Below are 12,529 nucleotides of genomic sequence, written 5' to 3'. Positions count from 1 at the left end.
CGGCAAGATCGGCAGGCGGCTCAGGGGGCGAGCTCGGCCGCGTACGGCGGCTCCGCACCCGCCCGGCTGCAGGTGAGGGCCGCCGCGTGGGCGGCGTACGCCAGGACGTCCGGCCAGTCCACCGGCGCGCCGGGCGCCGCCGGAAGCCGGTGCAGCAGCGCGGCGTTGACGGTGTCGCCCGCGCCGATCGTGTCGGCCACGGCGACCCGGCGGGCCGCCACCGTGTGCTCCGCACCCTCCCGGGTCCACACCGTCAGGCCCGCCGCACCCCGCGTCAGCACCACCGCCGACGGGCCCGCCGCCAGCCAGTCCGCAGGCCGGCCGCCCAGCCATCGCGCGTCCTCCTCCGACAGCTTGAGGACGGTCGCGTACGGCAGCAGCCGGCTCAGGAAGCGCGCCCGGTAGCCCGCCGGGTCCGCGATCAGGGCGGGCCGGATGTTGGGGTCCAGCAGGGTCAGCAACCCCCGCCGCGCCTCCCGGCGCAGCAGGGCCTCGTAGGCTCCCGCGCCCGGCTCCAGGACCAGCGAGCAGGTGCCGAGCGCGAGGGCCCGTACGCCCTCCGGCAGGGCGGGGGGCAGGGTGAACAGCCGGTCCGCGGTGCCCTCGACGTAGAAGGCGTACGAGGCGGAGCCGTCCGGGTCCAGCGAGGGCACGGCGAGGGTGGTCGGCTCCGGCCCGCGCTGGACCAGCGACAGGTCCACCCCGGCCGCCCGCAGACCGGCCAGCAGGGTTTCGCCGAAGCCGTCCGCCGAGACCCGGGAGCAGAAGGCCACCTCCGCGCCCAGCCGCCCCAGGGCCAGCGCGGTGTTGTACGGTCCGCCGCCCGGCCGCGGCAGCAGCGCGCCCGGCGGCCGCGCCACGGGCACGAGGTCGATCAGGGCTTCTCCACCGACGACGATCACGCGGGGGAAGTTACCCCATCGGGCGGCGGTATCGTCGGGAGCACCGTGCCCCGCCCGTCGCCGCCGTTCCTCCAGGAGAACTCCATGTCCGCGTCGCCGTCCCCCGCCCGCCGTACCGTCCTGCGGGGCGCAGCCGCGCTCGCGGGAGCAGCCGGCGCCGGAGCGGCTCTCACGGCCTGCTCCACCGCGACCGACAGCGGCGGGAACACCCCCGCGACGCCCACCGCGCCGGTGGAGCTGGGGGCCGCCGCCGACGTGCCGGTGGGCGGGGCGAAGCTGTACCGGGAGCAGAAGCTCGTCGTCAGCTGCCCGGCGGAGGGCCGGTACAAGGCGTTCAGTGCCCAGTGCACGCACGCCGGCTGCGTGCTGGACAAGATCGTCGAGGGTGAGGGCAACTGCCCCTGCCACGGCAGCCGCTTCGACGTGACCACCGGCGCGGTCCTGCGCGGCCCGGCCACCGATCCGCTGCCCGCCGTCCCGGTCACCGCCACGGGCGGCAAGCTCGTCGCCGGCTGACCGGCGGGCGGAGCGGCCCGCGGGTTCAGTCCCAGTCCCAGGCGATCCCGAGCAGCCCGCGCCGCACCTCCCGCTCCACCAGGTGCACCGCCCGGTGCCGTCCGCTCGGCGTCAGGTCCGCGAGGCCGGTGCGCGGGGCGCCGGGCCCGGTACGGGCGAAGCGCAGGCAGCGCACCGGCAGCGCCGCCTCGTCGAAGCGCACCTGCAGCATGTACTGCCCGCCCGCGTAGCTGAAGCCGCGCACGTACTCCGTGCTGCGCGCCGCCGTCCCGTCCTCGACGGCGTAGCCGAAGACGTAGGTGTCGCCGCGCCGCAGCCGGGCGTCGAAGAGCAGTTCGGCGACCACCATCCCGGTCTCCGGATGCCAGCGCACGCGGCCCGTGCGGCAGTTCTCGTACGCCCTCACCTCCACCCGGGACGGGTCGCAGCCCGGGTCCCCGTGGTGGACGGCGAGGTAGCGGTCGACCCCGTCGCGGTGGGCCCGCACGATCTGCTGCGAATCCCGGCCGGACAGCTCGCCCGCCGGCCCGATGCGGACCCGCTCGTGGTGGCCGACCGAGTGCAGCCCCCCGTCCGGCGGGAGGTCCATCGCCTCCAGCAGCTGCTCCACCGCCGCGCCCGCGCTCACCAGCGTCCGGTACGGACGGGCGGCCGGGCGGGCGGGCCCGGGGCCCGGGTCCGAGGTGCTCAGGAGGCGCAGGAGGGCGCCGTCGGGCAGGTCGAGGATCTGCTCCAGGGCGCGGACGGCCCGGAGCGACTCCGCGTGGCGGGGCCGCCGGGCGCCCTGCTGCCAGTAGCTGAGGCTGGTGACCCCCACCTTGATGCCGCGCGCCGCAAGCCTTTGCTGTATCCGTTGCAGGGGCAGTCCGCGGGCGGCCAGGGCGGCCCGCAGGGCGAGGTGGAAGGGGCCCTCGCGCAGCAGTCGGCTGAATTCCGCCGTGCCCGCCGTCTGCCCGGTCGGCCCCATGGCGACTCCTCTGTGAACGTTCACACGCGCCGTGGCGGCCGGATCGCGCCGGCGGCCGCAAGGACCAGGTGAAACCACAGCCACCGTTCACACCGCAGCCCCAGCATTCACACCGCAATGTCATCGCGTATTGAAGCGTGTTGACCTGATCGCGACAACACCCTGATGCTCCTCCACAGCGTCCGGACGCGCTCCTCCACCCCCACTCCCCACCTCGGGAGGAACGCGATGCGCAACCGAAACAGGCGGCTTTCCCCGGCCGCCGTCCTCACCGCCCTGCTCATGGCCCTGTCCACCGCCGGCACCGCCACCGCCGTCGAGGCCGGCCCGGACACCCACGGCGCGGCCCTCGCCTCCAAGCGCCTCAACATCACCATGCAGGCACAGCAGAAGACCAACTGGTGCTGGGCCGCGGGCGGCAACACCATCGCCACCTGGTTCGGCCGCAGCTACAGCCAGAACCAGTTCTGCAACGCCGCCTTCAACCGTCAGCAGGGCTCCGACTGCCCCAACAACCAGGCCACCCTCGGCAACGTCCAGACGGGGCTGCGCTGGGCCGGCATCAACGCCGGCTCGTACGTGAACGGCTGGCTCCAGTACTCCACCGTCCAGACCGAGATCAACGCCAACCGTCCGGTCGAGACCCGGATCCAGTGGTCCGGCGGAGGCGGACACATGCACGTCATCTACGGCTACGACACCGCCAACAGCTGGGTCTACTGGGGCGACCCCTGGCCGTCCAGCGACCGCTACAACTGGGCCTCGCACGCCTGGTACGTGAACAACAGCACCTTCTCCTGGACCCACTCCCTCTACCGGATAGGGGCGTGACCGCCATGGAACCGCGCCCCACCGCGACCGTCACCGCGACCGCCGCCGCCGCGGCGCTCGCCGCCGCCGTGCTGCTCGGCCTCGCCCCGCGGGCCTCGGCGGCTCCCGCGGCCCCCGTACCGCAGCCGGAGGCCGCCACCGCCCACGCCAGGGAGGCCGCCTCCGCAGCGGCCGCGGCCCCCGACACCCTCGCCACGCTCTCCCGCTTCTTCGCCCGGGAGGGCAAGGTCACGCAGGCCGCCGCGCAGCCCCGCATCGAGGGCGGGGCGGTCGAGGTCCACCACCTCTCGCCGGACTTCGTCGCGGGCGAGGAGGGGGCGCCCGTCGCCCGCCTGGAGTTCCTCGCCAGCAAGGCCGTCTCCTCCGACGGGCAGCAGGCCGCGCTCTGGACCGCGCGGACCGGGGCCGGCTGGCAGGTCGTGAACATCGCCACCGGGGACGACGAGTTCCGCTTCGCGCAGCTCGGTGCCGAGAAGCTGCCGGGCGGGACCGTGTTCCGGGAGCCCCAGATCGACGCCTGGTACGTGACCGGGGGCAGCAGGGTGCTGCCCCTGGACGAGGACGCCGTACGGGCCGTGGGCACCGGGGGCACCACCCTCGACGCGTACCGGGTCCGGGTGGCGAAGGACTACGGGGACAAGCTCCCCGGCTCCGCGTATGCCCGGCGGGGAGTGGCGGGCGGCTTCGCGGAGCCCGGTCCCCGGGACTCCGGCGCCCCGGTGGGGTTGGTGGCCGGCGGAGCGGGTGCGCTCGCGCTGGGCGGTGCGGGGGTGCTGGTGCTGCGCCGCCGCCGGGCCACCGCGTAGCCCCTCCGCAGGGCCCGGCCCCCACCGCACACCGGGCCCTGCGGCCGCCGGTCCCCGCCGCGAGCCCCGGCAGGCCGAGCCCGGGCCCGCGCCTCCGTCGTCGGCGGGGCTGGGGCGGGTGGCCGGTGGTGGCGACGGGTACGGTCCGTTGTCGGTCCGCGCAAGTAGGGTGGTCGGCATGGCCGACCCTTCCAGCTACCGCCCCAAGCCGGGTCAGATCCCCGACTCCCCGGGGGTCTACCGGTTCCGTGACGAGCACCGCCGGGTGATCTACGTCGGGAAGGCCAAGAGCCTGCGCCAGCGGCTGGCCAGCTACTTCCAGGACGTCGCCGGCCTGCACCCCCGTACCGCCACGATGGTGACCACGGCCGCGTCCGTCGAGTGGACCGTGGTCTCCACCGAGGTCGAGGCGCTCCAGCTGGAGTACTCCTGGATCAAGGAGTACGACCCCCGGTTCAACGTCAAGTACCGGGACGACAAGAGCTACCCGTCCCTCGCCGTCACCATGAACGAGCAGTACCCCCGCGTCCAGGTCATGCGCGGGCCCAAGAAGAAGGGCGTGCGGTACTTCGGCCCCTACGGCCACGCCTGGGCCATCCGCGAGACCGTCGACCTGATGCTCCGGGTGTTCCCGGTACGGACCTGCTCCGCCGGGGTGTTCAAGCGCTCCGCCCAGATCGGCCGGCCCTGCCTGCTCGGCTACATCGGCAAGTGCTCCGCGCCGTGCGTCGGCCGCGTCACCCCCGAGGAGCACCGCGAACTGGCCGAGGACTTCTGCGACTTCATGGCCGGCCGCACCGGCACCTACCTCTCCCGCCTCGAAGCACAGATGCACGAGGCCGCCGAGGAGATGGAGTACGAGAAGGCGGCCCGGCTGCGCGACGACATAGGGGCGCTGCGGCGGGCCATGGAGAAGAACGCCGTGGTCCTCGCCGACGCCACCGACGCGGACCTGGTCGCCGTCGCCGAGGACGAGCTGGAGGCGGCCGTGCAGATCTTCCACGTGCGCGGCGGCCGGGTCCGCGGCCAGCGCGGCTGGGTCACCGACAAGGTCGAGGCCGTGGACACGGCCGGGCTCGTCGAGCACGCCCTCCAGCAGCTGTACGGAGAGGAGAAGGGCGAGGCCGTGCCCAAGGAGGTGCTGGTCCCGGCGCTCCCGGAGGACACCCCGGCCCTGAGCCAGTGGCTCGCCGAGCGGCGCGGGTCGAACGTCAGCCTGCGCATCCCGCAGCGCGGCGACAAGAAGGCCCTGATGGAGACCGTCCACCGCAACGCGCTCCAGTCGCTCGCCCTGCACAAGACCAAGCGCGCCAGCGACCTCACCACCCGCTCCCGGGCCCTGGAGGAGATCGCCGAGGCCCTGGACCTGGACGGCGCCCCGCTGCGCATCGAGTGCTTCGACATCTCGCACCTCCAGGGCGAGGACGTGGTGGCCTCGATGGTCGTCTTCGAGGACGGCCTCGCCCGCAAGAGCGAGTACCGCCGCTTCCAGATCAAGACCTTCGAGGGGCAGGACGACGTCCGCTCCATGCACGAGGTGGTCTCCCGGCGCTTCCGGCGCTACCTCCAGGAGAAGCTGAAGACGGGGGAGTGGTCGCCCGAAAACGGTGCCGACGGAGCCGACGGCGTCGTCGGCCCCGTCGGCGCGGTCGGGGAGGAACCGCTCGCCGAGGACGACGGGCGGCCCCGCCGCTTCGCCTACCCGCCGCAGCTCGTCGTGGTCGACGGCGGGCAGCCCCAGGTCGCGGCCGCCCAGCGGGCCCTGGAGGAGCTCGGCATCGACGACGTCGCCGTGTGCGGCCTGGCCAAGCGGCTGGAGGAGGTCTGGCTGCCCGGCGAGGACGACCCGGTGGTGCTGCCCCGTACCAGCGAGGGCCTCTACCTGCTCCAGCGCGTCCGTGACGAAGCCCACCGCTTCGCCATCCAGTACCAGCGCAACAAGCGGGGGAAGCGCCTGAAGACCAGCCCGCTGGACGACGTGCCCGGCCTGGGGGAGAGCCGCAAACAGGCCTTGGTGAAGCACTTCGGTTCGGTGAAGAAGCTGCGACAGGCGACAATCGACCAGATCTGCGAGGTCCCGGGCATAGGCCGCAAGACGGCCGAGACCGTGGCCGCGGCCCTCGCCCAGGCTGTTCCCGCTGCTCCCGCGGTCAACACGGCCACAGGAGAGATCATTGAGGATGAGACCCCCGCGTCCGCGGGGGCACCGTCCGAACGGGGGACCGAGCAATGACCGAGCACGAGTCCGATCCCAAGACCGCGCACGACCGAGACGGAGCACAGGTGAGTACGGGCACGACAGTGGAGCCCGGCGATACCGCCGAGGCGGCCATCCCCGAGCTGGTGATCATCTCCGGGATGTCCGGGGCCGGCCGCAGTACGGCGGCGAAGTGTTTGGAGGACCTCGGCTGGTTCGTCGTGGACAACCTCCCGCCGGCGCTGATCCCCACCATGGTGGAGCTCGGCGCCCGCTCCCAGGGCAACGTGGCGAGGATCGCCGTCGTCGTGGACGTCCGCGGCCGGCAGTTCTTCGACGCCCTGCGGGAGTCCCTCGCCGACCTCGACAGCCGCGGCGTCACCCGGCGCATCGTCTTCCTGGAGTCCTCCGACGACGCGCTGGTGCGCCGCTTCGAGTCGGTGCGCCGTCCGCACCCCCTCCAGGGCGACGGACGCATCACCGACGGCATCGCCGCCGAGCGCGACCTGCTGCGCGAGCTGCGCGGCGACTCCGACCTGGTGATCGACACCTCCAGCCTGAACGTGCACGAGCTGCGCGCGAAGATGGACGCCCAGTTCGCCGGTGACCAGGAGCCCGAGCTGCGGGCCACCGTCATGTCCTTCGGCTACAAGTACGGCCTGCCCGTCGACGCCGACCTCGTCGTCGACTGCCGCTTCATCCCCAACCCGCACTGGGTCCCGGAACTGCGCCCCTTCACCGGGCTCCACGAGGAGGTGTCGGGGTACGTCTTCAGCCAGCCCGGCGCCAAGGAGTTCCTCGACCGCTACACCGAGCTGCTCCAGCTCATCGCCACCGGCTACCGCCGCGAGGGCAAGCGGTACGTGACCATCGCGGTCGGCTGCACCGGCGGCAAGCACCGCAGCGTGGCCGTGTCGGAGAAGCTCGCCGCCCGCCTCGCCTCCGAGGGAGTCGAGACCGTCGTCGTCCACCGGGACATGGGGCGCGAGTGACCGCACGGACCCCGCGGCTGAGCCGCCTGCGCCGCCTCACCCCGGGACGGGGCGAGGACGGTGCGGGCCGCCCCGGCCGCCGGCGCGGCGCCGCGCCCAAGGTGGTCGCGCTCGGCGGCGGCCAGGGCCTTTCGGCCTCCCTCGCCGCCCTGCGCCGGATCACCGGTGACCTCACCGCCGTCGTCACCGTCGCCGACGACGGCGGCTCCAGCGGCCGGCTCCGGGAGGAGCTCGGCGTCCTGCCGCCCGGCGACCTGCGCAAGGCGCTGGCCGCGCTGTGCGGGGACGACGACTGGGGCCAGACCTGGGCCCGGGTCATCCAGCACCGCTTCCAGTCCCAGGGCGACCTGCACGGGCACGCCGTCGGCAACCTGCTGATCGTTGCCCTGTGGGAACAGCTCGGCGACCCCGTCCAGGCCCTCGACCTGGTCGGCAAGCTGCTCGGCGCACAGGGCCGCGTGCTCCCGATGTCGGCGGTGCCGCTGGAGCTCCAGGCCCTGGTCAAGGGCCACGACCCGGCCCGCCCCGAGGACGTCGACACCGTCCGCGGACAGGCCACGGTGGCCCTGACCCCGGGCGAGGTGCTGTCCGTGCAGGTCGTGCCGAGCGACCCGCCGGCCGTGCCGGAGGCCGTCGCGGCCGTGCTCGACGCCGACTGGGTGGTGCTCGGGCCGGGGTCCTGGTTCTCCTCGGTGATCCCGCACCTGCTGGTGCCGGAACTGCTCGACGCGCTCGTCCAGACGAAGGCCCGGCGGGTCCTGTCGCTGAACCTCGCGCCGCAGCCCGGTGAAACAGAGGGCTTCTCTCCGCAGCGTCATTTGGAGGTTTTGGCCCGACACGCCCCTAAACTCGCCCTGGACGTGGTGTTGGCCGACGAGGCCGCCGTGCCCGACCGCGAGTCCCTCGCCGATGCCGCAAAACGGTTCGGTGCCGCGGTCGAGCTGGCGCCCGTGGCCAGGGAAGACGGCTCTCCGAAGCATGATCCGGAGCTGCTTGCAGCCGCGTACGACCGTATTTTTCGGATGCATGGAAGGATCGGCCCATGGCGATGACGCCCGCGGTGAAGGATGAGATCTCCCGCCTCCCCGTCACCCGCACGTGCTGCAGGAAGGCGGAGGTCTCGGCGATCCTTCGGTTCGCGGGCGGCCTCCACCTGGTGAGCGGCCGCATCGTCATCGAGGCGGAGCTGGACACCGGGATCGCCGCCCGGCGCCTGCGCAAGGACATCCTGGAGATCTTCGGCCACTCCTCCGACCTCGTGGTCATGGCGCCCGGCGGACTGCGCCGCGGCAGCCGCTACGTCGTACGGGTGGTGGCCGGCGGCGACCAGCTGGCACGCCAGACGGGCCTCGTGGACGGCCGCGGACGCCCCATCCGGGGTCTGCCCCCCCAGGTGGTCTCCGGCGCCACCTGCGACGCCGAGGCGGCCTGGCGCGGCGCCTTCCTGGCCCACGGATCGCTCACCGAACCGGGCAGGTCCTCCTCCCTGGAGGTCACCTGCCCCGGCCCGGAGGCCGCCCTGGCCCTGGTGGGTGCCGCCCGCAGGCTGTCCATCGCCGCCAAGGCGCGCGAGGTGCGCGGCGTGGACCGGGTCGTCGTCCGGGACGGCGACGCGATCGGCGCCCTGCTGACCCGGCTCGGCGCCCACGAGTCGGTGCTGGCCTGGGAGGAACGGCGGATGCGGCGCGAAGTGCGCGCCACCGCCAACCGCCTGGCCAACTTCGACGACGCCAACCTGCGCCGCTCGGCGCGGGCCGCCGTCGCCGCGGGAGCCCGCGTCCAGCGCGCCCTGGAGATCCTCGGCGAGGAGGTCCCCGAGCACCTCGCCGCGGCCGGCCGGCTGCGCATGGAGCACAAGCAGGCCTCCCTGGAGGAGCTGGGCGCGCTCGCCGATCCGCCGCTGACCAAGGACGCGGTCGCGGGCCGGATCCGCCGCCTGCTGGCCATGGCGGACAAGCGGGCCCAGGACCTCGGCATCCCGGGCACGGAGTCGAACCTGGACCTCAGCGAGGAGATGGCCGACAACATGGCCGGCTGACGTTCCCCCGTACGGCGGGAAAGAGGCCCGGGCGGTCACCCGCGCGGGCCTCTTTCCGGCTGTGTCACCCGGAGGGCCCATTGACATGAGCACGGGCCTGTCGTGAGCCTGGCGTCCGAACGCTTTCGTGGCAGACGACGCCCAGGGGGGCACATGAGGCACCGCGCGAGATCGATCCTCGCCGCAAGCGCACTCGTCTTCGGAACCACACTCGCCGCGTTACCCGCAGCGGCCCAGTCCCAGCCCGCCACCGCGGGACCCTCCGGCGCCCCGGCCGCCGACGAGGTGCGGGTCTACGACGCCGACATCAGCAAGGAGCAGGTCCCGCTCGTCCTCGCCGCCGGCCAGGACGCGCACGAGCTCTCCGAGCGCGCACCGGAGACCGGGACCGCCCGCGTCGAGCTCTTCCTCACCGGCGGCCAGGCCGCCGAACTCGCCGCCCAGGGGGTCAGGCTCGCCGAGCGCAAGGTTCCCGCCAATGCCGCGGCCCACTCCCAGGCCGCCGGCGACGGGGTGTTCCGCCCCTACAGCGGCAAGGGCGGCCTCCAGGAGGAGATCCTGCGGACGGCCGCGTCGCACCAGGCCCTCACCAAGGTCGTCTCCCTCGGCAAGACCGTCCAGGGCAAGGACATCCTCGCCCTCAAGGTCACCAAGAACGCCAGGAAGAGCAAGGACGGCGACAAGCCCTCCGTGCTGTACATGTCCAACCAGCACGCCCGCGAGTGGATCACTCCGGAGATGACCCGGCGGCTGATGCACCACACGCTCGACAACTACGGCAAGGACCAGCGGATCACCAAGCTGGTGGACTCCACCGAACTGTGGTTCCTGCTGTCCGCCAACCCCGACGGGTACGACTACACGCACGCTCCCGACGGCCGGCGCCTGTGGCGCAAGAACCTCCGGGACAACGACGGGGACGGCCGGACCACCGCCGCCGACGGCGTCGACCTCAACCGGAACTTCTCCTACAAGTGGGGTTACGACAACGAGGGTTCCTCGCCCAGCCCCTCCAGCGAGACCTTCCGCGGCCCCAAGGCCCAGTCCGAGCCGGAGACCGTAGCCCTCGACCGGTTCCAGAAGCGCATCGGCTTCGAGTACGCGATCAACTACCACTCCGCCGCGGAACTGATCCTCTACGGCGTGGGCTGGCAGGTGGCCACCCCGACCCCCGACGACGTCGCCTACAAGGCGCTCGCCGGCACCCCGGAGAACCCGGCGGTCCCGGGCTACTACCCGCAGGTCTCCTCCGAGCTCTACACCACCAACGGCGAGGCCGACGGGCACGCCTCCAACGTCAACGGCATCATGATGTTCACGCCGGAGATGACCACCTGCCAGACGGCGTCGGAGATCGACCCGGACGACCGCTGGAAGCCCGAGGACTGCGCCTCCGGCTTCAACTTCCCGGACGACGAGAAGCTCATCCAGGCGGAGTTCGCCAAGAACGTCCCCTTCGCGCTGTCCGTCGGCGAGAGCGCCGCCCGCCCGGACCAGCCGGCGTCCGCCGTGGGCCTGAGCGCCGCGGACTTCACCCCCGACCCCTTCACCACCTCCTACGCCGCCCGCGGCGAGGAGCAGGAGGTCTCCGTCACGGCCCGCAAGTCGCTGCGCGACAAGGAGCTCAACTTCCGCATCAACGGCGGCCGTACCCATGACGAGGAGCTCAAGGCCTGGAAGGGCGGTGACGTCTACGGCGGCGAGGACAACAACTGGTTCGACGAGTACCGCGCCGAGGTCGACGGAGCCCGGCCCGGGGACGAGGTCGAGGTCTGGTTCACCGGCCGCGACCGCTCCGGCAAGCGGGTCTCCAGCGAGCACTTCACCTACACGGTGGCCGAGCGGCCGCGCGCGGACGTCCTGGTGATCGCGGAGGAAGGGGCCCCGGCCCAGCACGCGCAGACGTACGTGGCCGCCCTGCGCGCCAACGGCAGGTCCGCGGCGGTCTGGGACGTCGCCGTCCAGGGCACGCCGCACCACCTCGGGGTGCTCTCCCACTTCCGCACCGCCGTCCACTACACGGGGGCCAAGACCCCCGGCGGCGACACCCAGCTGGCGGTCCGCGACTTCCTGAACGAGGGCGGCAAGCTGATCGAGGCCGGCGAACTGGCGGGCGGCAACGCCCAGGTCGGCCGGGCCGTGACCAACGACTTCAGCCAGTACTGGCTCGGCGCCTACGGCCGTACGAGCGGCAGCGGAGCCACCGGCTTCACCGGCGCGGGCGCCCTCGCCGGGGCCAAGGGCGGCCTCGGGGACGCCGCGGGCAACCCGCTGAACGCCCCCGGCTCCTACACCGTGACCTCCGAGACCCTGGCCCCCGACACGTTCCCGCAGTTCGCGAGCGCGCAGACGGGCCGGTACGCGGGGGTCGCGAACCCTTACGCCCCGTACGCCGGGAGCGGGATGGCCTCGGCCCTCCACCACGACGACGACTGGAAGCGGCTGGTCCGTACGATCGACCTCACCGGCGTCAGCGCCGCGGACAAGCCGCAGCTGAAGATGGCCCTCAGCTGGAACACCGAGGAGGGCTACGACCACGCCGTCCTGGAGTCCCGTACGGCCGGCGGGGACGACTGGACGACGCTGCCCGACACGGGCGGCCTGACCGCCACCACCGTCCCCGAGGAGTGTGCGGCCGGGTTCTTCCTGAACGGCCACCCCTTCCTCGGCCGCTACCTCACCCTGGACGGCGGCGGCTGCACCCCCCGGGGCACCAGCGGGGCGTGGAACAGCTTCACCGGCTCCTCCGGCGGCTGGAAGCAGGTCTCCTTCGACCTGAGCGCCTACGCGGGCAGGACCGTCGAGGTCTCCCTCTCCTACGTCACCGACCCCGGCTCGGGCGGCCGCGGCGTCTTCGCGGACGAGGCCCGCCTGGAGGCCGGCGGCGCCGAGCAGGCCGTCGAGGGCTTCGAGTCCGCCCTGGGCTCCTGGGCCGCCCAGGGCGCACCTGCCGGAAGTCCCCAGGTCGCGGGGGACTGGTCCCGGACCGGGGAACTCTTCACGTCCTACGCGTCGGTCACTACGCGTGACACCGTCCTGCTGGGCTTCGGCCTGGAGCACCTCCCGGCCGCCGGAGACCGAGCCCTACTCGTCGGTAAGGCGCTCAAGGCTCTGCACCGCTGACTCAGCAGCCCTCCCGGCGCTCACGCTGAGTGACGGGCGCAAGGTCCCCGCGGTCCCGTACCGGTGCCCCCGGTACGGGCTGCGGAGGGGGTCCCCCCAGGAAGTGGGGGGAGTGTCAGGCCCCGGCCGATGTCACTCCGAAGCTCACGGAGAGGTA

Annotated in this window: 10 protein-coding genes; 8 read left to right on the top strand and 2 right to left on the bottom strand. The window is 73.2% G+C overall.

Annotation, left to right across the window (positions count from 1 at the left end; translation table 11 throughout):
- Positions 1-20: 20 nt before the first annotated feature.
- The gene (locus ACFWUZ_RS07120; protein ID WP_384368382.1) at positions 21-902 is read right to left on the bottom strand and encodes a carbohydrate kinase; all 882 of its coding nucleotides are present in this window, start codon (positions 900-902) and stop codon (positions 21-23) included.
- 84 nt (positions 903-986) lie between these two features.
- On the opposite strand from ACFWUZ_RS07120, the gene ACFWUZ_RS07115 reads away from it, so the two are divergent.
- Positions 987-1,418, top strand: coding sequence for a Rieske (2Fe-2S) protein (locus ACFWUZ_RS07115; RefSeq protein WP_384368379.1), 432 nt, complete (start codon positions 987-989; stop codon positions 1,416-1,418).
- Positions 1,419-1,443: 25 nt separating this feature from the next.
- Here the strand turns inward: ACFWUZ_RS07115 and ACFWUZ_RS07110 are convergent, their stop codons facing one another.
- Positions 1,444-2,385, bottom strand: a complete 942-nt coding sequence (locus tag ACFWUZ_RS07110) for a hypothetical protein (RefSeq protein WP_384368376.1) — start codon at positions 2,383-2,385, stop codon at positions 1,444-1,446.
- Positions 2,386-2,613: 228 nt separating this feature from the next.
- Between ACFWUZ_RS07110 and ACFWUZ_RS07105 the strand changes: the two genes are divergently transcribed.
- The 7 genes from ACFWUZ_RS07105 (at position 2,614) to ACFWUZ_RS07075 (ending at position 12,372) form a co-directional block, all read left to right on the top strand.
- Positions 2,614-3,216, top strand: coding sequence for a papain-like cysteine protease family protein (locus ACFWUZ_RS07105; RefSeq protein WP_384368373.1), 603 nt, complete (start codon positions 2,614-2,616; stop codon positions 3,214-3,216).
- Between the two features lie 5 nt (positions 3,217-3,221).
- Complete coding sequence (locus ACFWUZ_RS07100; RefSeq protein ID WP_384368854.1) at positions 3,222-4,022, top strand: hypothetical protein; 801 nt, start codon at positions 3,222-3,224, stop codon at positions 4,020-4,022.
- Positions 4,023-4,200: 178 nt separating this feature from the next.
- A complete protein-coding gene (gene uvrC, locus ACFWUZ_RS07095; protein WP_384368370.1) occupies positions 4,201-6,255 on the top strand; it encodes an excinuclease ABC subunit UvrC in 2,055 nt (684 codons plus the stop codon).
- Positions 6,252-7,211 (top strand): RNase adapter RapZ, encoded by a 960-nt coding sequence (rapZ, locus tag ACFWUZ_RS07090; protein ID WP_384368367.1) that lies wholly within the window; start codon positions 6,252-6,254, stop codon positions 7,209-7,211. The genes uvrC and rapZ overlap by 4 nt, the downstream gene beginning before the upstream one ends.
- Positions 7,208-8,263, top strand: a complete 1,056-nt coding sequence (yvcK, locus tag ACFWUZ_RS07085; protein WP_384368364.1) for a uridine diphosphate-N-acetylglucosamine-binding protein YvcK — start codon at positions 7,208-7,210, stop codon at positions 8,261-8,263. Before rapZ ends, yvcK begins: the two co-directional genes overlap by 4 nt.
- Positions 8,254-9,249: a DNA-binding protein WhiA gene (gene whiA, locus ACFWUZ_RS07080; RefSeq protein WP_030009075.1), complete on the top strand. Its 996-nt coding sequence runs from the start codon at positions 8,254-8,256 to the stop codon at positions 9,247-9,249. The genes yvcK and whiA overlap by 10 nt, the downstream gene beginning before the upstream one ends.
- 153 nt (positions 9,250-9,402) lie before the next feature.
- A complete protein-coding gene (locus tag ACFWUZ_RS07075) occupies positions 9,403-12,372 on the top strand; it encodes a M14 family zinc carboxypeptidase (RefSeq protein WP_384368360.1) in 2,970 nt (989 codons plus the stop codon).
- The last annotated feature ends 157 nt before the right edge of the window (positions 12,373-12,529 follow it).

Source organism: Streptomyces sp. NPDC058646, from assembly GCF_042716875.1.
Lineage (GTDB): Bacteria > Actinomycetota > Actinomycetes > Streptomycetales > Streptomycetaceae > Streptomyces.
Note: the sequence above shows the minus strand (reverse complement) of the source record. Positions and strands in the feature narration are given on the sequence as shown.